Below are 25265 nucleotides of genomic sequence, written 5' to 3' on the forward strand. Positions count from 1 at the left end.
CCTGTGTCTAGATCGTATTTAATCGCTATCCGACTTGTTCGCCTGATTCTCTTCATAAATAATCGGATACGACTGGCTTCCGATCAGCATTCTCCGCCCTTGGAACTCATCATACAGATTGATGCGAACTCCCCCTCCGCTTACATTTTTACGGAAATTGTTATTCACTGTAATGGAGTATGATTTATTGCTGCCGATGGACAAATCGGTGCCGAGTGTTAATGTCTTCTCCGTAGATTGTCCGGTCGGGTCAATCATCTCCATAATGAGTTTATGTTCATATTCACCTGTCTCGTAATCGCCATTCCTTATGAGATTATAATGAATAACGGTTTTGAGCATGTCTTTTCCTTCACTAAGTCTAGCTTCTCCTCTCGTAATGGAGAGTTTATAAGGAAACAATTCCACATTCCCTAGATTCGTTGCTGGTTGGATAGCTCTAGGGCTAAGCGCTAATCCCACTGTATTGATCGATCCAATAACTTCCGTTGATACTTCCTCCAGATCGGTCAGCTTTCCGCCTGATACACCTTCGCCGACATACAATACAAGCTGTGAAGTATTCACATTCAGCGGAAGCTTGCTCCAAACGGTCACCAGATTTTTTCCTTTCGGGCTTGTCTTGACGGACGATTGATTGACCTCTGCCTCATAATACTCGTTGTCCGATGTTTTGTAATAAGCCACCAGCTGCGCCTGCATGGATTGACGTGTTTCCTGACTGGCCATCTCCAGTTCCGTGTATAACAAATTGGAGCTGCTGTCCTGATACACGGTACTCATTCGTTCACGGACCTCCGCTTTCTTGCCCGGCGTATGGATCAGATAAGAATCACCTGCAGCAACCTGGTTCACCACATTGTTGACCGCTCGGGTATTTAGCGACAGAAATCTCGTGACGTCCTCTCCTGAACTTTCTTGAAGCTCAATGCGTAATTGATTGAAATTATAGGAATAGGGCACATTGGCAAGTACATACAGCTCTACGGTTTCATTAGGCGCCAGCGTCGTCTGATCATTCGGTATCACGATTTGAGCTGTACTGCTGAGGTCTCGCATATCAGCCTTAACTTGGGCTTTGAGTTCCGGCAGCTGTACGGTTAACGCTTTGGTGTTACGAATGCTGATTCGAGCTGCAATCTGATCCCCATCTCCCCAAGGCAGCCGCTGGTATGAACTCAGCTTTACACCGAATGTGCCATGATCGTTCTCGATGATATTCTCTGAGCCCAGATGGCTTCTGCCTTCCTGAGCATAGGGGATATTATAGCGGGCTGTCGGGAAGCTGATCTTCCCCTCCACCGCAGGCTCCGTTAATTGCAGCTGCAACATATTCTGTTTCATGTGCAATGGTACATCTGCACGGAGATCAATCAGCTTTTCTTCTAACGGCTTCAGCGTAACATTGGCAAGTGCCTTCGCATTCACCGGGATGCTGTAGCCTTCATTCGTCTGGATGGAAAGCTCATAAGCCGGCAGCTTCAATGATTTTTCGCCAAGATTTTTAACTCGGAATTGTAGGCTCCATTTCCCGGTATCGTTCTCAGCATATACGGAAGCACTTTTCAACTGCGTTTCAATCATAAGGTGATTAACGGATATTTTTTTGACGGCATAATCCGCCGCAGGCACATCAGCCGTAACGAAAGGCAGCTTGAAGGTTTTTACTGGCAGCGTCATTTTTAAAGCTTCATCTTCCTGCATGAATTGCATCGTCATATTGTCGGTTTTGAGTTTGGACGGAACCTCTGCCAGATAATAAATGGTTCGCTTCTGCCCTGGCTGAATCTTGAAGCTGACTCCTGTTTCGTCCTCAGGCACAAGGTCGAATACCGAGCCGCCGGCAGACTTCAGTTGCACTTTATATCCAGGATCACTTAGCACCTTCTTACCTCCGTTTGCATAATTGACCCCCACTCTTAAATACACTTTCCCATTATGTTTCATTTGCTGCATTTTTTCTGCCTTGACCGTAACAAGCTGCTGTTTCATCATCCATCTTGCGCTTTTGCCCTTAGCCACGGCGATATCCGAAGCTGCCGCAGGAAGTTTGAACGTTTGCACCGGAAGATGCATTTTCAAGGTTTCGTCTTCCTGAGCCAGCTGCAGCGTCATGCCACGGGTCTTCATCGTGGAAGGAATTTCCGTCCAGTAGTAGATGGTTCTGCTTTCCTGAGGCTGGAGCTTGTAGCCAGTGCTAGACGATTCAGGCAAGAGTTCAAATATCGAGCCGCCAGCCGATTTTAGATATGCTTTATATCCTGGATCGCTAAGCACCTTGGTTCCTCCATTCGAGAGCTTCATGCCCAACTTTATATATACTTTTCCGTTGATTTTATACCTCTGTACCGTATCTGCCTTGGCCGTAACTGAAATATTATTCATCTTCATCTTCTTGCTCTTGCCTACAGGGACTACAGATGAGTACTGAGCCGGAATCGTGAAACCTCCCAGCTTCTTCTCATAAGTGACGCTGCTAAAATCCCATCCGAACATGGAAACCTTCATTCCGTTTACCTGTGCCGATCGTCCAATGTTCACATAGTACGTCACGGATTGACTGCTATTCGCAGGCAACGTTCTTTTACCAGCATCACTCGTAACAACTTTTCCTTTTATGATGGCGCCACTCGGGGTTGAAAGCTTGGAAAAATAATCGAATAGATCTACTCTACTGCCACTATTATTACTGTAACGAAGTGTATACGTGAGAATATTCCCGTCAGGATGAACAGAAATATTCATATCCGTCAGCTTCACACTAACGCTCTGCTTCAATGTGACCGAGCCGAGTTTATCCAGTGTGAACATAGATGCGCCTGAAGCTGATTTGGAAACAGACGAATCAGCTGCGGATGTCCCGTATGCGTCAAAGACAAACGATTGACTTAACATCGCAGCGCATAGCATCATTGCTATGCATGTCTTTTTTTGCCTGTGCATAAATGTACCTCCCTGTATTTGGCTTTCTCTCTTTCTGTGAAATAGGAAGCAGCGCACAAAAGTGAGCTGCTTCCGGTATGATCTACCTATTCGTTTAAATAGGTGGTGACTCGGTTCTGGATCAGCTTTGCCACTTCTTCTGCAGTTTTCTGCCCGCTGAAGTACGCCATGGACTCTTCACCCGCAATCGATATCACTTTACTGTCCAGATCCACGTATTGATCCGCGGACTGAACCATTTGTTTAAACACGTTGAATTGTTCGTCGGGTACTTTGGCCGGCTGCCCATTCGGAAGCTTATAGTCGCCGCTCCCCACCTTTTCCTGAAGGTCACTGATCAGCTTTTCATTCACGGATTTAAGCATCGAGAACCCTTCTCTTTCCTGCAGTAATTGTGCTTCTTCAGACAATAGGAAGGAAATAAACTTCCAAGCTTCTTCTTGTGCTGGCGATTTGGCATGAATCGCGAACTGGGTTGAAGTAAAGACTCGCGCTCCTTTTTGCGCGGTTTCTCCCGCTCGGGGTAACAGCATGATCTTTGGATGATCAAACAGCATATAAGGGACGTCGATGAAATCAAGCGGTGACCTAATCGGGGTTGAACTGAACAATTGATGACCCGGCTGTGCCTCGTTAGCGGTTATGATCTTCTCATCATTCATTTTCATCGCTTGCTGAAGCAAATCCACAAATTCCGGAGAGTCGAACAATGCCTTTTTGGCGGAAGGTTCAACAAATGCAGCGTAGTTTTCATAGAGCATCTCTTGGAAGAGGTATTCCGGCGGATAGGACGCCATTGCATAAACCTCAGGGGTACCGTTCTCCTTTGCCTTACGGATCACTTCTTTCGAAACCTTCTGGAACTCCTTCCAATCCCAGGTTTTATCATCGAACGTCACATTAGCTTTGCCCAGCATGTCCCCATTACCAACCAATACTCTCAAGGAGTATCCCAAAGGGATGGTATACACCCCGTCATTCAGTTTCAGACCGTCCAAAATATTCATTTGCAAATCATCTTTATGGAGTGTCTGATCTTGCTCCAGCAAATCATTCATATTGAGTAGGAAGCCTTTGCTCACATATTCTTTAACAGGCAAGCCGCCAACTTCAATGATATCCATCCCGTTTCCTGATAACATGGCTGTATTCGTTGCAGTACGATACTTCTCGAATTCCCCAGGTCCCCATTGTTCACCCATGCTTTTATATGCATGGATCTGCAGGTCGATATCCGGGTATTTCTCTTCGAACTTTTTTTCCAGCGTTTGATAGAACGGAGTCGACTCTGTCAGTGACAGGGTAAGCACCGTTTTTCCCTCTTTCGTTGCGGGCTTATCCGCGTTCCCGCCTTCTCCTGACCCGCAAGCGGTTAAACTCGCGATTAAAGCTCCCATAGAAATAAGTAAATGCCATTTTTTCATCGTATAATTCCCTCCTGATATGTTCTGTACACAACGCCTATTCCAAGCGAATTCGGTTGCCATCCTGCAGAGGCTCGCTGCTCTTCAGAATGATCTTATCTTGTTCATAAATGCTATCCGTTTGGATCATCGTTTCTTTGTCATTCCGCTCGCTGAATTTGATGTTGACTTTTCGGGCAACAAAAACGTTACCGAGTGCACCCGGCTGCTCTTCGACTACAAAAACGTACATGCCTTCCCGGTCCTGATGAACAGCTTCATTAGAAACAAGCAGCCCATGATCGAGAGAGCTTTTCTCGATGTTAATACGAGCCTGCTCACCTCCCTTCAGCTTGGCATCGATGAGTTTAATACGAATTCTCTTTTGAGGGACGGTTAGCGATCCCGTTCCTTCGGTAGCCCCCTCAATTATCGGTTCCGCATTGATGATTTCTTCAATTACACCTTCTATGACACTGGTTTGCTGCTCTTTATCTGTGTGGACCTCTACCTCGATCCGCTCTCCAATGGATATCCCAATACTAGACAATCGCTCTGCATCCGCATCAACGTCAAACCTATAACCCTGACTGCTATTCGCGACAATGACATCCGGCTCCCCTGCAGATGCAAGTCCTTCAATTGCATTCAGCTTCGTTACAATACCGTTAAAGGGAGCGGTAAGCATCTGTTCTTTTGCCAGTCGTTCTTTCATCTCGTTGATCTTGCGTTCTTGCGCAGCGATATCGAGTTTCCCTTTTTCAATTTCACGTTTCGCGCTGCGCAGTTTAAGCTCATCTTCCTCAATGGAAGATTGAATAAACTGATCCTGAAGATTTTGCTGCTCAATCCTCTGCTTTTCCAAATTCGTTACTTCAAGTTCGATTTCTTGTCTTGCCGCTACGTTGTCATAAGCGATAAGTTTCTGTCCCTTCTTAACACGTTCACCTTCTTTTACGTAAATCTGCTGAGCCTTCCAGTCGTTTGAACTGGATAGTTTGGCTTCGGCGATCGGCTGAAGTATTCCGCTTCCCGCGATCGATAGCTCAATGCCTCCCTGTTTCGGCTGTTCCGTGGTCACCTTGGGCAAGGTCAACGACTGCAGCGTGTTACTGAACAATGTAAACAGCAGCAGCACCCCCATAAAACCCATGAACACGATTTGAAGGATTCGCTTTCGTCTTTGGTCAGCTAACCCTTTTCCAAGCTCCATATCCTTTCTTCTCCTCCTAAAAAAACGTCCTAATAAGCTAACCCTTAACACCTGACAATTGAATGCCCTCTATGAAATACGACTCCGCATACAGAAATAACATTACCATCGGGGCCATATAGAGCATGGATGCTGCAAAGGCAATCCCCCGGTCGCTATCATTAATCCTGGATAAAAAGACGGACAGCGGCTGCTTGAACGGGTCGTCCAAAAAAATAAGCGGCTGCTCCACCATGTTCCAATAATCAACGAACAGCAAGATCACAAGTGCGGCCAATCCCGGCATGATCATCGGAACAATCATCGTTATAAAAATCCGCAAATGTCCGGCACCGTCTATTTTGGCAGCTTCAATGTAGGCATAGGGAATGTCCAGCATGAACTGTCTGAGCATAAATACGCCAAAAGCTGCGAAAATGCCAGGAACAATGATGGCGCCCGTACTATTCAGCATGCCAAGCTTATCGACCATAATATAATTGGGTACCAGCGTGACTTGGAATGGCATGAGCATCGTCATGACATAGACCAAAAACATCGTATCCCTGCCGCGGAATTTCAGCTTGGAGAATGCATAAGCAGCCAGTGCTGCGACGAGTGTCTGACCCACAATAATCGGCATCACCAAGAACACGGAGTTCCAGAACATCGTCAGATACTTCGGGTTGTCAATGAAAACCTTCCCATACTGTGCAAAAGACACCTTGTCCGGAATCAGTTTCAGATTTGCAAAAGAACCATCTCTACCAGGAATCATTTCTTTCATTTGACCGATGAGACCGTAATTGATCTGGATCTCCAGTTCTGTCATCAATGAATTTGTGAATGTAATCACAATAGGAGATATTAAGATCATGGCGATAACACCCATGACAAACGTTAAAGCACTTTTTTTCAATATGTAGGCTACTCGCACAGACTTCGCTCCACCTCCTATTCCATGTACTGCCGATGCCGGCGCTCAATCGCAAACAGCACTAGTACAATCAGTAAAATACAGAGAAACATCAGGGTTGCCGCCGCAGTCAGCTTCTGAATGTCGAGTGACACGAACATATTGTTCATATAATGCTGCATCATATAAATACTGTCATGGGGGTAATCACCTGCGATCAGATACGTCTCACGAAACACTTTGAATGAATTGATAATGGACATGATCACAACAAAAAACATTGTGGAAGTCAGATAGACCAGAGTAATACTTCGGAATTGCCGTAAACGACCAGCCCCCTCAATCCGGGCCGTTTCGTAGTAATCCTTCGGAATTTGCTGTAGTCCCGCCAGGAATAAAATGACGTTGTAACCGATGTTCTTCCATAGGTACACAATGATTACGACCCAACGTGCCGATTCCGTCTTCATCCAGTCCACCCGTTCATATCCGAAGCTGTTCAGCCAGGCATTCAGGGAGCCGTTCCAATCAAACAGCAGCTGCCAGATCATGATGATGGAAGCGACGGGCACAACAAGCGGCATAACATAAGCTGTACGTAGCCATTTTTGAATATATGTATTTTTATTCAGCAGCATCGCTAACCCGAGTGACAGCATGACCATAAGCGGAACACTGACCGCACTGAAGTAAGACGTGTTGGATACCGCCTTGCGGAAGGAACTACTTTCAAGCAGTTCCAGGTAATTATCGAATCCCACAAATTCGCCGCCCACCGATTGGCTCATAAAGGAATAATACATACCCATGGCAAACGGGATAAGATAAAAGAGTGTAAATCCGATACCGCTTGGCACGAGAAAAAACATGGCCGCCGAAGCATCCTGACGGAGCCATTTTTTCATGATTGACTGATCCTTCCTTTCTCAGTAAAGTTTAAACCTCCATCCTGGCCTGTTACGCTTCCCAATGCATTTAGAATAGATGAGATTGCTTAAGAAAAAAGTGGGGAAATATTAAAAATACCTAAAATATTGAAGTGACTAGGCGATATCGTTACAAACAAAAAGTGGTACAACAAAAAGCACCTGAAAGTATCAGGTGCTTTTTTCGTGTACTTCAAAGTACTGTTGATTATCAAGCCCGTTAGTTGAAAAAAACAGCCGATCACGTTGGTCAGCTGCTTTGTTAATTTTCTTGAGCTATCATTTCCCGTTAGAATTCCTGTAATACGAATATTTTGGAGATTGAACAAAAACGAGCGCCTCGGTACGATGGGGTTACACACGAGGTCATTGCCTCAAAAAGCCCATCCAGGAGGTCGCTCTACTATGAAGTTTAAAGCACAAGATAAGCAAAATCAACTCATTGAAAACATTACCGCTCATCATCTGGTCGTCGGAGTAGACATTGCTCAAGATACTCATGTTGCCCGGGCCGTCAGCTTTCGCGGGATTGCTTTAGGTGCACCGCTGGAATTCGGTAACCATCTTGAGGGTTTCAAGCTATTTGGACGCTGGATCCAGGATCTACTCCAAACCTACAAGCTTAACAAAGTCATTATAGGCATGGAACCTACAGGTCATTACTGGCTGAATCTTGCGCGCTGGCTCTCTTCTCAGCGCATTGAAGCCGTTCTCGTTAATCCCCATCTCGTTAAAAAGAATAAGGAGAACCGTGACAACTCGCCATCTAAAAGTGACCGCAAAGATGCTCTTGTCATTGCAGACATGGTCAAAAACGGGTACTACTCCCCTGTTCGTTTTCATCCAGAAGCCTACGAAGAACTGCGAATTCTCATGGCTAACCGAGACACGGTTACAAAACGGCTCAACAGTGCTGTTAACCAAATTCATCGATGGGTTGATATCGTGTTCCCTGAGCTGCGCCAGGTCTTTAAAACCCTTACCTGTACCAGCTCTATTGCTACGCTCAGACTCTTTCCCTTACCGGAGGAAATTAGTAGATTAACCACAGAAGAGGTTCTTACCGGTTGGAAACAATATGTAAAGCGTCATGCTGGAGTTAAACGAGCGGAACAGCTCATTGAACTAGCAAAATGCAGCATTGGCGCCACGCAGGCACTCCAAGCCTACAAGCTTCATCTGAGTCAACTACTAGAGGAATATGACTTGGCTCAGCGCCAACTTGAACAAATTGAGCATGAACTTCATCTCATCTTGAGGCGTATCCCCTATGCACAGAAACTGCTCGATATTCAGGGTTTGAATGCAACGAGCTTGGCTGGCATTCTAGGAGAAGCTGGAGATCTGAGCGGCTATGTACATGGAAATGCTTTATTACGACATGCCGGCCTCAATTTAACTGAAGCCAGTTCCGGAAAGTGGCGTGGTAAAATGGCGCTTAGCAAACGCGGCCGCCCTCGTCTCCGACGTTTTCTCTATCTCATGACGATGTGCATGGTCATGACCAATCCGGATATTAGAGCCCTGCACCACCATAATGTCGATGTGAAAAAACTCAAGAAAATGAAATCTATAATGAAATTGTGCGGTAAAGTCGCCCGTATGCTTGTTGGTCTGGCCAAAAGCAGTGAAGCTTACGACTCGACTAAAGTGTTTCCGCAAGCAGCTTAAGCAGTTTTTCTCACCAGCTCATGCATTCGCAGGATGACAAGAAGCACGAGGTATCGGGAGATATTAAACAAAAGGGCTCGGACCCGTTCCGTTAGAAAGACCGACCTCCACCCCTTAGTTAGATGTGACGAAGGAATGAAAGGGCTAAGACCCGTTGAGACATGGGAGTGAGAATCACTAGGGCAAAGTGGAGACGTGCATGATATGGAACAAAGTGGGTATTGGACACAACACCCTTGTTCCCGCATGCCCTTTCTACTGTCCCCAGCCACCGACTCCCCTGGATTCTCTTCTTTCATGTTTAGCTCAGGGTGAAATCCTGCGAATTCATGAGTTTGAGTGAGGAAATTGAATCACTTCGAGGGAGCTTAATAAATTGCATGGAAACTTAGTTAGATATCTATCTAATCGGTAATCGGCTCATGTTCTTGTCCGTCGACTCGGGACAAGGACTTGTACAGATAAAACGAAAAAGCCGCTTAAACAGCGACTTTCATTGGGAAGATGTTCTTGTCCTTTTCGGCAATAGTACAATGTTCTTCTTACTCTCTACCGGAAAGACAGGCCGTAAGTACGGCCCTGTAAGTGCTTTAACACTTCCCGACATCACTCTTCACGATATATCACACGGCTTGCAGCAGTGACTATGATTGAATAAGCCAATCTGTCTCTAACGCATTCCAGTTTGGCGTAGGCACATCCGACCTTGCCCTCCATTCGGCAAAGTCCTCATTCAAGGCTGCGAGCTCAACTGCTGTCCCATCAATCAACCCGCTAACCGGAAGCATGAAGAAAATCTTCAACGCCCAGCGGATTAAGTTTGGATAGCCGGTAATCCAAGACGCCTGCTTCGCAGGGGTTAACGGGTACCCCATTGATTCAAGTACACGGAAGCCCTCTCCCATCGCCGCCACTAACTGACGCATTCGCCTATCATCACGGACAACCTGTTTCATCTGGAAGCTGTGGAACAGAATGACCATGTTCATAGGCACGACCAGCACCATGTGGTTTTTTAGCCAGGCATCGATCTGATCATGGTAACTGAGCTTGTACTTGGTTGGCATGAATGCCTGCTCCAGCAGGGAGCGAAACGGTACGGGCCCGTCCAGACCCCCGATGACCATCTCCCCATGGCCGCCACGAATGCATATGACTCGTCCGTCGGTACGTGTACCTGCGGTAGCTTGGAATCCAAAAGCGACCTGTTTAGGCGACTGTCCATGTTTACTCAAATAGTCCTGCATGGCGTAGGTATTCATATTGTTGCCGACCAATACGATATGACGGCTAACGTTGTCTGCGAGGATCGGTAGCACAGCCCCGAAATCCGAATATTTCATCATGACGAAGATCAAGTCATACGCGTCACCTGACTCTAGTCTACGAATTACACGAACCCGATCAACAGTTGTCTTGCGCTGAAGGTAATGCCGAATGACCAGTCCCTCCTTTTCCAGTTCCTCCGCTCGCTTTCCTCTTGCCAACACAGTCACGTCATGACCGCCCGCTACTAGGACATGTGCCAGATAGCTTCCCTGCACACCTGCACCGTACACAAGTATATTCAATATTATCCCTCCTTATATAATTAACAGTTGTTGAATATATAACATCTGTGGATTACAATCAAGATATCATTGGAACGGATGCAGGTGCAATGGCTAATTGCTTTCGTTTCTGTTGAGAAATGAACAACGAATGCTGGATGTGTTCAGGAAAGAGGGGAAAACCATGGATCGGCGCATCGTGAGATCAAGACAAATGATTATGCAAGCGTTCATTGGGCTGTTGGGAGAACAGGAATTTGAGAGGATCACCATTCAAGGTATTGCGGATCGGGCCAATGTCAATCGCGGAACGATCTATTTGCATTTTACAGACAAATATGACCTGCTGGAACAGAGCGTGGAAACGTATCTGATGATGCTTGCTGACAGTTGTGTGCCGGAGGATGGGCCAACCAATGAACTGTCCCGGGACCTGCTGATTCGTGCGTTCACGTATCTGAAAGAGCATGCAGAAATCTATGGCGTTTTGATTACCAATAAAGGTATTCCGACGTTCAGACACCGTATGACACAGATGATTGAAGCGAATATCACCTTGGTGGTAAACCAAATGAAGCTAGAAACCGGTATCCACAAAGATGTATTGGCGCAATTCTTATCCGTTTCCATTACGGGGTTGATTGAGTGGTGGGTCGTCCAATCTATGCCATATACGCCAGAAGAGATGGTTGAACAGATGGCTAGAATTTTGGAAGCAAGGCTGCAGCTATGGTAAACGAATTAAATTTGAAGTGTGATACCTGCATAAAAGTTTCTTGTCCTTTTCGGCAATCAAGTTCTTGTCCTTGACTCGGGACAAGAACTTGTACCGATAAAACAAAATAGTCGCTAAAACACAAAAGAAGCCGCCAAATTAGCGACTTCCAATGGAACGATATGCCATTGTAAGCTCCCTTTCTGTTTCCCTCCGCCCGCATTAGCCTCCACAATGATCATTTTTTTTCGCCGTAATTGCTTCCTGTCGTGATTTTCACATCCGTAAAATTTTCAACGCTCTTGCCCTTCTGATAAAAATAGGGAACGTTCTGTTGAGCACCCTCTTGCGTATAGAAGGGATCGTCCTTGCGCAGTGGGAGTTGGACATTCTCACCCATGCTTGCCGATTTGTATATGCCCATGATCATCTCTAATGTGCTGCGGCCGCTTTCTCCGTCGATGAGTAATGGCTTTCCATGCTCGATCGCGCTCAGCACATTGTCGATCTGACCGGCATGGCCTTCATACGGCAAATCCGGCAATTCGTCATAGTATTTCTGGATTTTTTCTTCCAGTTCCAAATCGCGTTCAGGGAAGCCGTTCGGCAAGGAAGTGGAAGCCGTTACCCGCCATGGTGCAGAAATTCGTGCAAACTGTCCTTGGAACACGTATTGCTGCTCTTCGCCGTGATGGATGACCGAGCTGGTAAGTTGCCCCAAGGCTCCATTCGGATATTTCATCATCGCGATGGATAAATCCTCAACCTCGGCATTGTCATGCGCGACGTTACCCATGTAAGCTTGTACGTGGCTAGGACGACCAAGCATCCACAGCAAACCATCAATATGATGAACGGCATGATTAAGCGTGGGGCCTCCCCCCTCTTTCTCCCAAGTACCGCGCCACCATAAGTCGTAATAACAATGGCCCCGCCACCAGAAAGAATCCACTTGGGCATGCAGAATGTTGCCCGCCATGCCGCTATCCAACACTTGCTTCAGCTTCATAATCGGGTTTCTGAATCGATTCTGGGCGATCACGGACAACAACTTACCGCTATTCTGTGCCGCTTCGATCATATCGTCACATTCTTTAAGTGACGCTGCCATAGGCTTTTCTACAACGACATGGCTTCCTGCGTTCAGGAAATCGATCGTAACCTGCGCATGAACATACGGAGGTATACAGACGGAAACGAGATCGATACTGTCTTGAAGCAGCTCCTTATAATCGTGTACGATTTTAGCGTCCAGTCCGTACTGCTTCCGCCTCGCTTCCGCCTTCTCGGGGTAGAGCTCGCATAAAGCAACAATTTTACAGCGGTCCTTGAACTGCAAGTATGCTTCGATATGACTGGACGAAATTGCCCCCGAACCTATAATCGCTACCTTTAACATACGTAATTTTCGCCTCCTAACTTTACTTCTCATAATAAAATTGTATCCGGTGCAGCCTTGTAAATGTGTTTTGCTATGGGGGAAAAATAACGCTAAATTGCGGTTTGTATGGTATATTCAATGCAAGTACGAAGACGAGGAAGAAGGAGGCAAGCAAATTGTCGTTTGTTGCAAGCAACTACAGTATCTCTCCCTTGTACTTTGCCTATAGACGTAAAAGCGAAAATTACGAGCATAAAGAGACCTTTCATTCCCATCTTGGCCTTGAAGTGTTGTTCATTCATCAAGGAAGAGGAACTATGATCGTAAATAACAGCAGCTATGAGATTAAGCCGGGGATGATTTGTATATTTCAGCCCTGTCAACTCCACCACCTAAAGCTTGAATACGACGATCATCAGTGTTTCGAACGATCCATTGCGATTTTTGAACCGACCGTGTACGAGGCATATTTTAAACAATGGCCCGCACTCCACGAATTTTACAATTTTATATATTTGGGCAATCTCCCTTTCCCCTGCCTTTATGAAGTCGAGGACCCTTACCTGGACGTTGCGTACAAGAGCATGAACGATCGATTCCCGACGCTGTCCGACTCGGAAAAATATGAAGAAATTTCGCTGTTTCTTGTCGCACTTTTTCGCTCCTTGAAACCAATCTGGGATAAGCGGAAAGCAAGGAGTTCAACTTACCAAACCCGTAAAAATCATCGGGTGGAGCACATCTTAACCTGGATTGAAGCGAATTATACGATTCCTTTCCGATTGGACGATATGGCGAAGTCGCTGCATCTATCTCCCTACCATTTGTCACATCTCTTTAAAGAAGCGACAGGGATCAGCATCACGGAATACATAGCAGCCCGAAGGATTCATCAATCCATACAACTCTTAGCGACCACAAAAAAACCGATCTCACTTATTGCGGAGGAGATCGGATTAACGAATAGCTCTTATTTTTGCAAATTTTTTAAGTCACAAATGGGAATCACACCGCATCAATATCGAAAGAAATGGACGACTACTTAAATCATGAGGTTCCATTAAACGAAGAACTCCTGGGCATTCCAAGACCTAAATCCAACCTGCCCAGCACCCGAGCTGAGAAAGACAATTGACTACATATGTCCTTATTATGTTTATCTCCTCTTTCCTGCCCGTTAGCTTAATGAAATAGCTGCAGAATTTTAATTAGATATGTATTCATCGGTAAACGGATTAAGTTCGTGTCCCTTTCCGCAATCGGTACAAGTTCTTGTGCGCTTCATTGCTGTAACTCTCCTCTCCATAGTAAATAAGTGATTGTAACATAAAATCCCATATAAAAAATTCTATTATTCTATTGTGTAACCCTTCCTGCTAGTTGCACAAAAAGCAGCTGATTATGGGAAAACACCGCTTATCATCTCAAATAGAAAACAATGCCTGAAAAATGAGAGAGCCGATAACCGCGTAATAGGGTTATCGGCTCTGTATCTGTACCGCTAGCTCTTTGACATGCGTTTATCAGCAACCTCTCGGTTATGTCACTTGTTGCTGGTCTTCTTGACCAAGTCCACGCCATCGTATGCCAGACTTTCTACACTTGCAGCCTTCTGCAGTATGTATTGATCAAAAAAGTTCTTCGTATAGTCTGTAACAAGATTTCGCATCTCCATAGCATCACGTTCGCCTCTGAGTTCCTCATTAACACTGGTAAACACGATGTCGCAGTAATCTAAATGCGCAACACGATCAACAGAGAAATAATAGGTTTGCATGCTATTGTTAGCGCCAATTATCGCATTCATGTTATAGTTAGGTTCACAATAAAGCAGCAAGAAGGGTTTATTAAGGTCGCTGCCCTGAAGGCCGAACGCAGCGCTATCCAGGCCAATCCCGCAGGCAAACCGGTCGTCGTCCCGACAAACAATCGCCGTCGTAGGCCCTCCATAAGAATGTCCGACTATGCCCATGCCGATGTCAAGCAACAATCTGCCCTTGAAGATGGAATTCAGCTCTCCAGAGTCCATTTTGTAAAGATAATCGGCTACATACCTTACATCCTCTGCCTGTAATTCACTATACTCTGTTATCTTGGCAAGTACCGGCAGTGTAAGCACCTTGTGGCACATCTCGATGGCAGTTTCATCGTCAGGCCGCATCTCCATCTTACCAGCCAACGCCACCATCTCCGGATCTTCAGAAAACGCCATAATGACATCCGAAAAACCCTTTGATACATTAAACAGGCGCCCATCCTTACGCTTATACATCGTGCTATTCTGATGGCCGATGCTTACCACGACATATCCCAAACTTGCCAAGTCTGTACTGATCACGGTACCCCATTCTGGAGAACCGCCCCCGCCGCAAACATAGAATAACACCGGATAGCGCTTTTCCTTCCCGGAGAGAGCAAGGTCGTCGTAACACTGGGTCTTGATATCTATGGAGTAAGCATCCTTCAACGCAGTGAGAAGTGGCTGCTCATCAAGCATTTCGTAAACTTCAGGAAACATGTACGTTGATGTAGTCTTACCTTCGCTACTGTCGGACGGATAGTACACAAACGCCGTCAGTTCTCTTTTTGAGTGATCTGATGCCGTATACTCAAAATCCATCTGGGTTCGACCGACAGTATAGCTGCCGATTGGTTCTGGAAATGCTTCAAAAGTTTTCATTTTCTTCTTCCCCCTTAATTAATAAAAGTGGCGAGTGTGAAATACAGTAAATCATATCTACTCCTTGGCTTTCTTGAGATCGCTACAATTTCAGAATGTTTATGATCTTCAAGCAGCCCATGACCCATAAAGTAGCAAAGTACTTGCTAATCTTATGTTGCAGCTTAGAGTCTTTAATATCGAATTCCCTAAAAAAAACAGGACTAAATTAAACTGCATTGACTCAAACATAAAAAAAATCAGGTCGTCGTCAATATCAGGTCGGAGATATCCTTCAACCCTCATTCGGCGTAAAATGTCCTTGATTAAGGGGAATGACTCGCCCTTTAGCACATTCAGATATATTTTAAGCAAAATGTTCTCAGGAATGTATAAAAGTGTTTCAGTGAGTTTGATTTCCAACTCATTCAGTGGCTCGGTCATAATGCCATTAACGTTACCAGATAAGCCAGTAAGGAAAAACTGGAATATGTGCTTTATTTGCTTGGCGCAATACCTTTTATCAGCAATTCCGTCCATTGTGCGGTATATGGGAGAATCTTTGGGTAGATATGCGGGCTGGAGATCCCTTCAACCAGGGCCTGGAAATAAATCAGAAGAAATTCATCCGAATATTTCAGATCAACCTTGCCTTCTTTACGCCCGCGGTGAAACAAATCCAACATAAGACTGTAGCTTTCCTTGACGTATTGCTGCATCATCAGAGATAACCCATCATCATCTTTCTTTGTAAAATAATCCATTAAATCCAAATAAAATTGTTTGTTGATTTTTTCTAGATAATTGATTTTGTTCTGACTCATAGCAATGATCGTTTCTTCGAAAGGTTTATTTTCGGCCATGATTTCTCGGGCGGTTTCCCCCATTTGAGTTAAAAAATACTTAAAAACCTCATGGACCAGGTTTTCTTTGCTCCCAAAATACTTAAAAATCGTCGTTTTACCGACATTGGCATGTCTAGCAATCTCATCGACTGTTACATTTTCGATGCCGATTTCGGTATTAATCAATTTAAAAGTTGCTTCTAGAACTTGATTCTTCTTCTCTTGCGTCCTCTTTTCAAAGCCGTTCATTCCTTATTCCTGCTTTCTAACTTATTATGATAAAAAAAATATTTTAAGAAGGATTTAGTTCGTATTTCCCCTTCCTATTTATTATATAGCGATAATTATGAATTATCAAACATATATTAGTTCTAAACTTATATATTTTTGCGTTGACTATGCGGATAATCGGGTGTATAACTGAAATTGTAAATGAACTTTGGTTTAAAACAAAGTAAATAGTTAGAACTTACGAACTTAATATCGATTATTAGTTCGCTATTTATCAGCTTTGCTTTAAACTGGAAAGCACGTTACTAAAACTGGTCTAGAAGGAGTTTTAGTGCTATGACAAACATTGTAGAAGTGCAAGGCTTACAAAAAAGATTCGGGAAATTCAAAGCGCTGCATGACGTGTCATTTGCGGTAAATGCCGGGGAAGTAGTCGGCTTTATCGGACCGAATGGCGCGGGGAAATCCACAACGATTCGCATTTTGCTCGGAATCATCCATCGGGATGCCGGAGATGCAAAAATCTTCGGCAAGGATGTATGGAAAGATAGCCTTGAGATTCATAAACGAATTTCTTATGTACCGGGGGACGTGGCTCTTTGGGGCAGCTTAACAGGCGGTGAAATCATTGATTTATTTATGAAATTGCATGGCGGCGGAGATCCCAATAAGCGCGACTATTTGATTAAACGGTTTGAATTGGATCCTAAGAAGAAAGCCAAGGGCTATTCCAAAGGAAATCGGCAAAAAGTCGGCTTGATCGCGGCTTTATCCGTTGACTCCGATTTGTATATTTTCGACGAACCGACTTCCGGCCTTGATCCGTTAATGGAAGCCGTCTTCCAGGATGAGGTCGAAAAAATCAAGCTTGCGGGAAAAGCCATCTTGCTGTCCTCTCATATTTTAAGCGAAGTGGAACGACTGGCCGATAAAGTAGTTATCATTCGCCAAGGCAAAGTGGTTGAAACCGGAACATTGGATGAGCTGCGTCATTTAACGCGTTCTACAGTAACTATAGTAACGCAAGGCAATGTGGCTATAATGGCATCGGTTAACGGTGTTCATGATTTCAAGCAATCCGGCAATCAAGCGACATTTTTTGCGGATAACGAATTTATCAATGAGATTTTGTCCGAAGCGGCAAAATTGGGGGTCAAGAAGTTTGAGTCCGTGCCGCCTACGCTAGAAGACTTATTCATGCGTCATTATGAAGTCTAAGAGCGGAAACGGAGGAGATTATAATGCAAGAAAAATTTGCGCGTTCGCGAGTACTATTCGTCCAATACCTGAAACGTGATTGGAAAAAAATCATCATCTGGGTTTTAGGTTTAGGCTTGTTTTCAGCCGGATTTGTTCCGGCTTTTGAAGAAATGGGCAAGGGCCAAGGGTTGCAGGGAATGTATGAAACCTTGCAAAATCCTGCTATGATTTCCATGGTTGGTCCTACACCGATTGAGAACGCAGCGGATTATACTTTGGGTGCAATGTATGCGCACGAAATGTTGTTATTCTGCGGTTTGTTTGCGATGATTATCGCTGCTTTGCATGTGGTAAGCCATACTCGCAAAGAAGAAGATCTTGGGCTTACTGAACTCGTACGCTCCTTTCAAGTAGGCCGTCAAGCCAATTCGTTTGCGGTGATTGCCGAAGTCGTCATGATCAATATTCTATTAGCGCTCGTTATTGGCGGAATGATGACTAGCTTTGGCGTAGATACGATTTCGGCCGAAGGATCCTTTTTGTTTGGCGCATCCATTGGAATGGCCGGGATCTTGGGAGCCGTAATTGCCTTAGTTATGGCGCAAATTATGCCGACTTCATCCGGTGCAACCGGTTCATCGCTCGGAATTGTAGGCTTGCTCTATATTATCCGAGCCGGAACGGATGTGTCGAATGTTGATTTTTCCATGATCAATCCGATGGGTTGGACTTATCTGACTTATCCATTTACAGAAAACAATGGGGTCCCCCTGATTTTGGCTATAGTCTTCAGCGTTATTGTCGTGATCATCGCTTTTGTCCTTGAAGGCGGTCGAGATATGGGTGCCGGTTATTTACCAGAAAGAGATGGCCGGGAGTCGGCAAAAAAATCATTGCTGTCCGTACCCGGCCTGTTTACAAAGCTGAACAAAGGCGTAATGATCAGTTGGTTGATTGCTTTCGTCGTCATGGGAGCAGCCTATGGTTCGATTTATGGAGATATGCAGACGTTCCTTGAAAGCAATGAAATCATGAGTCAAATGTTTACGATATCCGGCGTTTCCATCGAAGAAGCCTTCACTGGGACCATTATGATGGTCATGATTGGATTGGTTTCCATTTTGCCGATTGCGATCGTGAACAAACTTTTCTCGGAAGAAGCGCGACAGCATTTAAGCCAGCTTTATGCAACAAAAGTGACTCGAGCTCAGCTCTATTGGACGAGTGTCATTTTGGCGATTGTTGCTGGAATCGTTGGCATTTTGCTAGCTTCAAGCGGACTTGGCGGGACGGCCATTTCTGCCCTGGGTGACGGCTCGTCCATGAATATGAGGGATTTTTTGGCCGCTGGCTATAACTTCCTGCCTTCCGTGTTGTTCTTTATTGCACTTGCCGCTTTGGCTTTAGGTTGGGCACCAAGACTAGGCAAAGCCGTATATGCGTATCTTGGCTATTCTTTTGCATTAAACTATTTCGGCGGCATTCTCGATTTGCCGGAATGGTTCTCGAAAACAGCCGTTCAAAGTTGGATTCCGCGGATGCCGGTAGATTCGTTTGATGCAGCAACCTTTATGACGATCTCAGTGATCAGTGTTGCTTTGATGATTATGGGCTATTTGGGATATCGCAGACGGGATATGGTGGAAGGAGCTTAGCAGGAAAATAGATTCGTGATTTACATTATACTTTGAAATGATGAGCAAAAAACGGGCTGAAAGGTATAATTCCGGCCCGTTTTTCTGCATTTTATAGATGGCCACAACACCGGTCGGAGTCTAATCAAAACGAACTAATGCATGTCTCTCCCATCTTTGATATGAAAATGCTCATGATCAACCGCATTCATCCCAACCAACTTACCACTCTTTTTGTGATAATATGTGAAGTTATGATTTAGCGGAATTCGAAGCAATTGATAATTGTGGTCTCTTGGCAAGCCCTTGATTTCATTCACGGCTAACTCACGAATGGCATAAACACCTATTGATCATCTCAAATAATAAAACTGAACACTGATTTATTTCTAATTTAATCAGTAGGTTCGATAGAGCCAAGATTTCTGTACTCCATTGCATAGTTCATAGCTGTATGCCTATTTACACACTCACTGATATAATTGATCCAACCCTCTGAAGAATCAACAACCCGTTATCGATACTCTCAATGAAGTACTTCTTATCATCTAAAACAACAACATCACTTTCCTTCAATTTGACTTCGCTTTTAAAATAAATGAAGTTATCTGATCCAGGTACTGCTCCTTTGTAGTAATTCATGCTGTTCTCAACTCCTAATAAAACTTTTACCGAGTATAGTCTCCTAATATTTTATCATGGATTAGTCATGTAACCTTTGGATGAAAGGCAAATATAAAAATAAAGAATGGCAAGCTCTCTCCCATTCTTTATTTGTTGAAATATTTCTATGTTTTCGATGTTATGTTATGTTCCCAAGTCATGCGAACAATTTGCGGACAGCCTCTTTTCCCGTAAAACCTTATAATTTTGCTAGGTATTTTGCGGTGCGTATTAACTGGCTGGTAAAGGAGTTCTCGTTATCATACCACGCAGCAATTTTCACTAATGTATCTGTTCCTAGCTCTGTTACCTTTGTCTGTGTGGCGTCAAACAAACTGCCGTAAGTCATGCCGATAATATCAGACGAAACAAGCTGTTCATCTGTATACCCATATTCTTTTGACTGGGACTGTTCCATCTTCTTGTTGACCTGCTCTACTGTCACGGAGCCGCCTACCACTGCGGTTAATTCTGTCAGTGAGCCCGCCATGACCGGCACTCTTTGCGATGTTCCATCCAGCTTGCCATCCAAGGACGGGATCACTAGCCCGATTGCTTTTGCTGCTCCGGTCGAGGTCGGGATGATGTTGCCCGCCGCAGAACGCGCCCGCCGCAGGTCGATCTTGGGATGGGGACCATCCAAGGTGTTCTGGTCGTTTGTGTAAGCGTGTATGGTGGTCATAAAGCCCTTTTTGAGTGGTGCAAGCTCGTTCAAGAAATACGCCATTGGCGCGAGGCAGTTCGTCGTACAGGAAGCTGCCGAAACAATGGTATCGTTCTTAGCCAACGTATGTTCATTGATACCGAAAACAATAGTGGGAACATCCTTCCCGGCTGTGGTGGAGATCAGCACCTTTTTGGCACCTGCTTCAATATGTGCTGCTGACGCTTTTTTCGATGCGAAGAAGCCAGTGCATTCCAGAACAACGTCAATTTGCAGTTCTTTCCACGGGAGCTTTCCTGGGTCTTTTTCGGCATAAATCGGAATATCCACACCGTTCACGTTCAAGCTGTTTTCGTTATAACCAATCTTGGCATCATAACGCCCTTGCGTGGTGTCATGCTTCAGCAAGTGCGCAAGCATCTGCGGACTTGTAAGATCATTGATGGCTGCAACTCTATATCCTTCTGTATCAAAAAGCTGCCGAAATGCAAGTCTGCCAATTCTGCCAAAACCGTTAATTGCGATGTTAATTGCCATCATCATAACCACCTTTCTGTCAATATCCAAATTATATCCCTTGAATTTTTGTGATACACTGTTATATGTGAAGCATTTAACTATACTATTTGTCAGGTGAGAACCATGCCACAAATTGATCGCCATAAAAACAGAACGGTAGATATCGAATTTGTAGCTGCCGAAGATTTTGCACATTTCCCCTACCCGGAGCGGTTTACGCTTGTTTTTGTTACGAATGGAAGTATAAAAGGGATATTGAACGAACGCCCGATCACCATTTCAGCACCCGCTATTCTTTGTTTGTCTGAAGAGGATACGATACAAGTTTTTGATAAGCACAACGCTTCTGCATCATCATTTAGTTTTCATCCGGATTTTCTTAACTCGACCCCCCATTCTGAAACACAAACTTATTTTCCGACCGATTTGAAAATAGAAACAGGTCTTTCGCTGTTTCGTAAGTCTCCTGAACGAACGGGGATACCTCGCATAACCGAGAAGGCATATCCACAATTATTCGAGTGGTTTTTTGTGCTTGGCACAGAAGTGTATGCGCAAAGCGATGCACTCTGGGCATGTAGAATAAAAAAATATTTTATACAAATCATGGGAGTGATTGAAGATTTAAACCGTCACAGCGAACAGTCACCTGTGGATTTAGTTCTGGAATATATACACACAAATTATCCGGACAAAATCATCCTGGAAGATTTAACAAAATGCGCGTACTTGAACCGCGTTTCTCTCAATAAGATGTTTCAGGAAAGATGCGGGTGCACCGCAATGGGTTACTTACTCTCGCACCGCTTGAAGGTTGCGGGGAATCTTCTGACCCATACAGACATGACCTTAAATGAAATTGCACGTGCTACCGGATTTGAGTATGACACTTACTTCATTAAACAATTTACGGCTAAAAAAGGCATGTCACCAACAGCATATCGGGAAATCTCCCGAAAGTTCTCTGCTGCCCAATAATGAAGGAAACTTTGACTGGCTTGGGCGCATAATTCAGCTGCTTGCTGAAGCTGTAGGTGAGAAAAAATAAATGAGTGCCAGGATCAGGTAAGGCTCCCAAATGCGGTAATATTGCCCGGACATCGCTGAACTTGTACCGATAAAACAAAAAAGCCGCTAAATTAGCGACTTTCAATGGGACCATGATCGTATCGCCCGACATACGATGAACAGTAATAAATATGGACAATTAAATTTATCCAGTCACACGATTCACAATTTTCAGAACCGCATCCCTCGTTAATTTATTTCCACCTGAAGCGATGAGGTTGACTGTAGCATGGGCTAACGCTAATGGAATCTTGCAAAACTTTAATGCTGGGCCATCCTTCAGCTCTGCGATATAAGAGTCGGCAATCTGTAGATTGCGGTGTGTGTACTGTTGCATCTCCTTATATCCCCAACCATCAGGAAAGAAGTCAACGCCACGTTTAAGATCCTCTTCTCTATTACGGAGGATATTTACCGCTTGTAGACCTCGTCCGAAAGCAATCGCTTTCGTTAGATCTGATCGAGTTCCGTCATACCAATACCAAAGCTCCGATAACATCTCTCCAACCATACCTGCCACGCTATAGGTATATCGGTCCAGATCCTCTTCTGTATGAATGCTCCACCCGTTTTGAACCCATTCAGCCATATGTAACGCCATCTTTGAGATGTACCGATATACGATATCGGCACTGGAAGACGGACATAGAAGCGCCCATTTACCTATTTGCATCGTAACTGCCGGTAATACCGTCCGATGAGGAGATAGTATGAATTGGGTTTCCATAACATCCTGAGTTTTAAATGTTTCATAAATCTCAAGAAGTAGTTCCACCTTCAGTTCGTCAGCGAGTTCATTGTGGTCCTCGATTTCATCTATGGCCCGCATACATAAATAGCCTGATGCAACAGCTTCCCTTAATCCTGAATCCAAATAACTTATTGGTATAAAAAAAGTGCGGCTCGTTTTCTTTAACATGGACATTGCTTCTTTCATTGCGATGTTATTAATGAGTGCTCCCTCCAAATAGTATCTCAGCTTTAAATGACGTATTGCTTTACTGCGATAATAACATACTCTACCGCATTTTAACCAAAAAGTATCCCACAGTAACGGATGTGTTGAAAAAACACCCTTATGAATCCACATAAAGATTGGGCATCTAAAGGGGGATGCCAGTACAAAATCATCTTCTTCTCCGATTATACAAAGATGAACGTCAGGGATTTCTTCACTTACAGAGCTTTTCGGCAATGAGGTCTACTTCCGATAGGTTCCTCATGAACTCATTCCACGCATTCCACTTATTTATGTCCTGAAAAATGATCTTGGATAGAGCTCCGTTGCAAGCGAGCGCAAGGTTTCTCTAGTCTTGGTGTCTATCGTTTTAGGATTAGACTTCCAATACAAATAGCTTATATCGTATAATGACCACCATATTCTCGCCTCACGAGCAAGAATAAACATGTCCAGCTGCTCTTTTCCGCGGAAAGAGCCCTCATTAGCGTCATCCCTTCAAGCGCACGAAGATTCGAGATTCGATTGTTTCCGATATCAAGGCTCATTAAACTTTTGGAAAGCGGCTTTAGTGGACTCAGGTCCGAGAATCGATTGCTCGCTAGTTCTAAATTCTTTAGCTTGGTTAATCTGCTCAAGGGCTGAATTGGACAAGTCAAGATATTTCACATTGGAAGCATATTGCAAGCCTTGAATGCTTTTAATTCCTCGATTTGAAAGATCAACCAAGGTTAATGATTGCATATCTTTCTGTGTAACGGCCGCATTTTCATCCTTTTTTAAAATCTGCTTTATTGCTTGCTCCAACTGCTCGTCCTGAAAGCTTACATCCAGGGGAGCCTGCTCCATATATGCTTTTCCTGGCAAGCTAATCATCATTACCAAAACTAATACTAGCCCTGATAAATCCTTATTCATTTTGTTCCTATCCCCTCTTTCTACTGGTGTCAAATGATAATTACGCTTATAACTGATACAAAGTTGCGCTCCCATTTTTTCTCTGTTACGACTCTAAATGAATAAGTGATACTTCCATGGACCCAGAGTTGCTGATGAAAATTAATTAGATTTCTGTCTAATCGGCTATCGGACCAAGATCTTGTCCTTGACTCGGAACAAAGAACTTGTACTGATAAAACAAAAAAAGCCGCTAATGGCGACTTTCAAAGCGTCCATGTTCTTGTCGCCCGACATTTTAGAAGAGGACACGTTTTGCATCGACGTGTCCTTATTGTCGTACAAGCTCGATTGGACGTGTGATTGCGAGGTGGTGAAAAAAGAATATATATTTGTTCTCTACTTACAGTAGATACGTAAACCTCCACACGGAAGAACTCTCATGGGGAGCATGTTCAGAGAGCTAGTCTCTTTGCAAAGAATCTAAAAGATTTCTCAGAGCAAATTTCGGACAATTCCGATTTCAACCGAATCCTCGCATCATCGACGAGCACATCGTCACTTCTTGCCTGAATCGAGCTCAACCATAATTCCGAAGGTTGGTAGCACATACTGTTCCAGCCTGAATCATCTTCATTTTGTTTTGCTGCTCCAGTGATGACGACATCACCATAATTCTGTAGTTCAACCAGTGACTTTTCGTATTCTTTTTTGTTCTCTTTTTTATCCAAACCGATCAATTTCCGCAAATTCCGCGAATCGATATTTCCATGCTCGCACAAGACATTATAGATATGATACGCAGTTCTTGATATCTGACCGTCATTATATCGTACCTCAATGGTTTTGCCGGATGACAGGATGGACCTGACTGTGGGAAAAAAATCGGTTTGAATGAAACAGGCCTTATCACTAAAAAACTTTCCATATGCAGCAACACCGTCTTGGACAATCCGAATGCGCCACAACCACGGATCCGAACCGGTTCCTGAATGCCAATCGTTATTTTCTGCTGCAGTTGTCAGCGATGGATAATCTGGTATAAATGCTGCGAACGGAAGAATCTTATATTTTTCTACTAATTGGACAAATTCTTCATAATTTATAGTACTCATTCAATACACCCCCTACTCCATTGGAATTTCATTATACAACTCGATTAAGGTTCCTTTTGGATCTCAGAAAATTTATGCTTCTAATCCCATATTACCTTTTTCGAAATAACACGGT

20 protein-coding genes are annotated in these 25265 nt (G+C 44.3%); 6 read left to right on the plus strand and 14 right to left on the minus strand.

Features of this window, described 5'->3' with window-relative positions:
• Positions 1-18 precede the first annotated feature (18 nt).
• The 5 genes from MKY82_RS16675 to MKY82_RS16695 all read right to left on the minus strand — a co-directional run bounded on the left by MKY82_RS16675 (position 19) and on the right by MKY82_RS16695 (position 7359).
• Positions 19-2943, minus strand: coding sequence for a hypothetical protein (locus MKY82_RS16675; RefSeq protein WP_339293873.1), 2925 nt, complete (start codon positions 2941-2943; stop codon positions 19-21).
• Between the two features lie 86 nt (positions 2944-3029).
• A complete protein-coding gene (locus MKY82_RS16680) occupies positions 3030-4367 on the minus strand; it encodes an extracellular solute-binding protein (RefSeq protein WP_339293874.1) in 1338 nt (445 codons plus the stop codon).
• 37 nt (positions 4368-4404) lie between these two features.
• Positions 4405-5559, minus strand: coding sequence for an RND transporter (locus MKY82_RS16685; protein WP_339293875.1), 1155 nt, complete (start codon positions 5557-5559; stop codon positions 4405-4407).
• Between the two features lie 37 nt (positions 5560-5596).
• On the minus strand, positions 5597-6475 hold the full coding sequence (locus tag MKY82_RS16690; RefSeq protein ID WP_339293876.1) for a carbohydrate ABC transporter permease: 879 nt from the start codon (positions 6473-6475) through the stop codon (positions 5597-5599).
• Positions 6476-6492: 17 nt separating this feature from the next.
• Positions 6493-7359, minus strand: coding sequence for a sugar ABC transporter permease (locus tag MKY82_RS16695; RefSeq protein WP_339293877.1), 867 nt, complete (start codon positions 7357-7359; stop codon positions 6493-6495).
• Between the two features lie 426 nt (positions 7360-7785).
• Between MKY82_RS16695 and MKY82_RS16700 the strand changes: the two genes are divergently transcribed.
• A complete protein-coding gene (locus MKY82_RS16700) occupies positions 7786-9051 on the plus strand; it encodes an IS110 family transposase (protein WP_063477462.1) in 1266 nt (421 codons plus the stop codon).
• A gap of 644 nt (positions 9052-9695) precedes the next feature.
• Here MKY82_RS16700 and MKY82_RS16705 read toward each other — a convergent pair.
• Positions 9696-10622, minus strand: a complete 927-nt coding sequence (locus MKY82_RS16705) for a 2-dehydropantoate 2-reductase N-terminal domain-containing protein (protein WP_339293878.1) — start codon at positions 10620-10622, stop codon at positions 9696-9698.
• Positions 10623-10785: 163 nt separating this feature from the next.
• Here MKY82_RS16705 and MKY82_RS16710 point away from each other — a divergent pair, with 163 nt between their 5' ends.
• Entirely contained in the window at positions 10786-11337 is a 552-nt protein-coding gene (locus MKY82_RS16710; protein WP_194544795.1) for a TetR/AcrR family transcriptional regulator, read from the plus strand.
• A gap of 217 nt (positions 11338-11554) precedes the next feature.
• Here the strand turns inward: MKY82_RS16710 and MKY82_RS16715 are convergent, their stop codons facing one another.
• Positions 11555-12715 carry a Gfo/Idh/MocA family oxidoreductase gene (locus MKY82_RS16715; protein WP_339293879.1) on the minus strand — a complete coding sequence of 387 codons (1161 nt, stop codon included), beginning with the start codon at positions 12713-12715 and terminating at the stop codon, positions 11555-11557.
• Between the two features lie 158 nt (positions 12716-12873).
• On the opposite strand from MKY82_RS16715, the gene MKY82_RS16720 reads away from it, so the two are divergent.
• Positions 12874-13743 (plus strand): AraC family transcriptional regulator, encoded by an 870-nt coding sequence (locus MKY82_RS16720; protein ID WP_194542781.1) that lies wholly within the window; start codon positions 12874-12876, stop codon positions 13741-13743.
• Between the two features lie 497 nt (positions 13744-14240).
• Here MKY82_RS16720 and MKY82_RS16725 read toward each other — a convergent pair whose 3' ends face one another.
• Both MKY82_RS16725 and MKY82_RS16730 read right to left on the minus strand, forming a co-directional pair.
• Positions 14241-15377 carry a choline esterase gene (locus MKY82_RS16725; RefSeq protein WP_339293880.1) on the minus strand — a complete coding sequence of 379 codons (1137 nt, stop codon included), beginning with the start codon at positions 15375-15377 and terminating at the stop codon, positions 14241-14243.
• A 476-nt stretch (positions 15378-15853) separates the two neighbouring features.
• On the minus strand, positions 15854-16450 hold the full coding sequence (locus MKY82_RS16730; RefSeq protein ID WP_194542783.1) for a TetR/AcrR family transcriptional regulator: 597 nt from the start codon (positions 16448-16450) through the stop codon (positions 15854-15856).
• Positions 16451-16768: 318 nt separating this feature from the next.
• On the opposite strand from MKY82_RS16730, the gene MKY82_RS16735 reads away from it, so the two are divergent.
• Both MKY82_RS16735 and MKY82_RS16740 read left to right on the plus strand, forming a co-directional pair.
• Entirely contained in the window at positions 16769-17650 is an 882-nt protein-coding gene (locus MKY82_RS16735) for an ABC transporter ATP-binding protein (RefSeq protein WP_339293881.1), read from the plus strand.
• Positions 17651-17673: 23 nt separating this feature from the next.
• Positions 17674-19287, plus strand: a complete 1614-nt coding sequence (locus tag MKY82_RS16740; protein ID WP_339293882.1) for a tetronasin resistance protein — start codon at positions 17674-17676, stop codon at positions 19285-19287.
• A gap of 441 nt (positions 19288-19728) precedes the next feature.
• Here MKY82_RS16740 and MKY82_RS16745 read toward each other — a convergent pair whose 3' ends face one another.
• Together MKY82_RS16745 and gap are read right to left on the minus strand one after the other, a co-directional pair.
• Positions 19729-19908 carry a hypothetical protein gene (locus MKY82_RS16745; RefSeq protein WP_194542786.1) on the minus strand — a complete coding sequence of 60 codons (180 nt, stop codon included), beginning with the start codon at positions 19906-19908 and terminating at the stop codon, positions 19729-19731.
• Between the two features lie 220 nt (positions 19909-20128).
• Complete coding sequence (gene gap / locus MKY82_RS16750; protein ID WP_339296680.1) at positions 20129-21130, minus strand: type I glyceraldehyde-3-phosphate dehydrogenase; 1002 nt, start codon at positions 21128-21130, stop codon at positions 20129-20131.
• A gap of 105 nt (positions 21131-21235) precedes the next feature.
• Here gap and MKY82_RS16755 point away from each other — a divergent pair, with 105 nt between their 5' ends.
• Positions 21236-22090: an AraC family transcriptional regulator gene (locus MKY82_RS16755; RefSeq protein WP_339293883.1), complete on the plus strand. Its 855-nt coding sequence runs from the start codon at positions 21236-21238 to the stop codon at positions 22088-22090.
• 235 nt (positions 22091-22325) lie between these two features.
• Here the strand turns inward: MKY82_RS16755 and MKY82_RS16760 are convergent, their stop codons facing one another.
• The 3 genes from MKY82_RS16760 to MKY82_RS16770 all read right to left on the minus strand — a co-directional run bounded on the left by MKY82_RS16760 (position 22326) and on the right by MKY82_RS16770 (position 25150).
• Positions 22326-23105, minus strand: a complete 780-nt coding sequence (locus MKY82_RS16760; RefSeq protein ID WP_194544797.1) for a phytoene/squalene synthase family protein — start codon at positions 23103-23105, stop codon at positions 22326-22328.
• 570 nt (positions 23106-23675) lie between these two features.
• Positions 23676-24056: a hypothetical protein gene (locus MKY82_RS16765; RefSeq protein WP_339293884.1), complete on the minus strand. Its 381-nt coding sequence runs from the start codon at positions 24054-24056 to the stop codon at positions 23676-23678.
• A 434-nt stretch (positions 24057-24490) separates the two neighbouring features.
• Positions 24491-25150: a hypothetical protein gene (locus MKY82_RS16770; protein ID WP_339293885.1), complete on the minus strand. Its 660-nt coding sequence runs from the start codon at positions 25148-25150 to the stop codon at positions 24491-24493.
• Positions 25151-25265 lie beyond the last annotated feature (115 nt).

The organism is Paenibacillus sp. FSL W7-1279 (assembly GCF_037969845.1).
Taxonomy (GTDB): Bacteria; Bacillota; Bacilli; order Paenibacillales; family Paenibacillaceae; genus Paenibacillus_AQ.

What these genes read in the sequence shown, in the direction of transcription:
- MKY82_RS16675 (WP_339293873.1), bottom strand. Translation starts at nt 2,943, where the DNA reads ATGCACAGGCAAAAAAAGACATGCATAGCAATGATGCTATGCGCTGCG.
- MKY82_RS16680 (WP_339293874.1), bottom strand. Translation starts at nt 4,367, where the DNA reads ATGAAAAAATGGCATTTACTTATTTCTATGGGAGCTTTAATCGCGAGT.
- MKY82_RS16685 (WP_339293875.1), bottom strand. Translation starts at nt 5,559, where the DNA reads ATGGAGCTTGGAAAAGGGTTAGCTGACCAAAGACGAAAGCGAATCCTT.
- MKY82_RS16695 (WP_339293877.1), bottom strand. Translation starts at nt 7,359, where the DNA reads ATGAAAAAATGGCTCCGTCAGGATGCTTCGGCGGCCATGTTTTTTCTC.
- MKY82_RS16700 (WP_063477462.1), top strand. Translation starts at nt 7,786, where the DNA reads ATGAAGTTTAAAGCACAAGATAAGCAAAATCAACTCATTGAAAACATT.
- MKY82_RS16710 (WP_194544795.1), top strand. Translation starts at nt 10,786, where the DNA reads ATGGATCGGCGCATCGTGAGATCAAGACAAATGATTATGCAAGCGTTC.
- MKY82_RS16715 (WP_339293879.1), bottom strand. Translation starts at nt 12,715, where the DNA reads ATGTTAAAGGTAGCGATTATAGGTTCGGGGGCAATTTCGTCCAGTCAT.
- MKY82_RS16725 (WP_339293880.1), bottom strand. Translation starts at nt 15,377, where the DNA reads ATGAAAACTTTTGAAGCATTTCCAGAACCAATCGGCAGCTATACTGTC.
- MKY82_RS16730 (WP_194542783.1), bottom strand. Translation starts at nt 16,450, where the DNA reads ATGAACGGCTTTGAAAAGAGGACGCAAGAGAAGAAGAATCAAGTTCTA.
- MKY82_RS16735 (WP_339293881.1), top strand. Translation starts at nt 16,769, where the DNA reads ATGACAAACATTGTAGAAGTGCAAGGCTTACAAAAAAGATTCGGGAAA.
- MKY82_RS16740 (WP_339293882.1), top strand. Translation starts at nt 17,674, where the DNA reads ATGCAAGAAAAATTTGCGCGTTCGCGAGTACTATTCGTCCAATACCTG.
- MKY82_RS16745 (WP_194542786.1), bottom strand. Translation starts at nt 19,908, where the DNA reads ATGAATTACTACAAAGGAGCAGTACCTGGATCAGATAACTTCATTTAT.
- gap (WP_339296680.1), bottom strand. Translation starts at nt 21,130, where the DNA reads ATGGCAATTAACATCGCAATTAACGGTTTTGGCAGAATTGGCAGACTT.
- MKY82_RS16755 (WP_339293883.1), top strand. Translation starts at nt 21,236, where the DNA reads ATGCCACAAATTGATCGCCATAAAAACAGAACGGTAGATATCGAATTT.
- MKY82_RS16760 (WP_194544797.1), bottom strand. Translation starts at nt 23,105, where the DNA reads ATGTCCATGTTAAAGAAAACGAGCCGCACTTTTTTTATACCAATAAGT.
- MKY82_RS16765 (WP_339293884.1), bottom strand. Translation starts at nt 24,056, where the DNA reads ATGAATAAGGATTTATCAGGGCTAGTATTAGTTTTGGTAATGATGATT.
- MKY82_RS16770 (WP_339293885.1), bottom strand. Translation starts at nt 25,150, where the DNA reads ATGAGTACTATAAATTATGAAGAATTTGTCCAATTAGTAGAAAAATAT.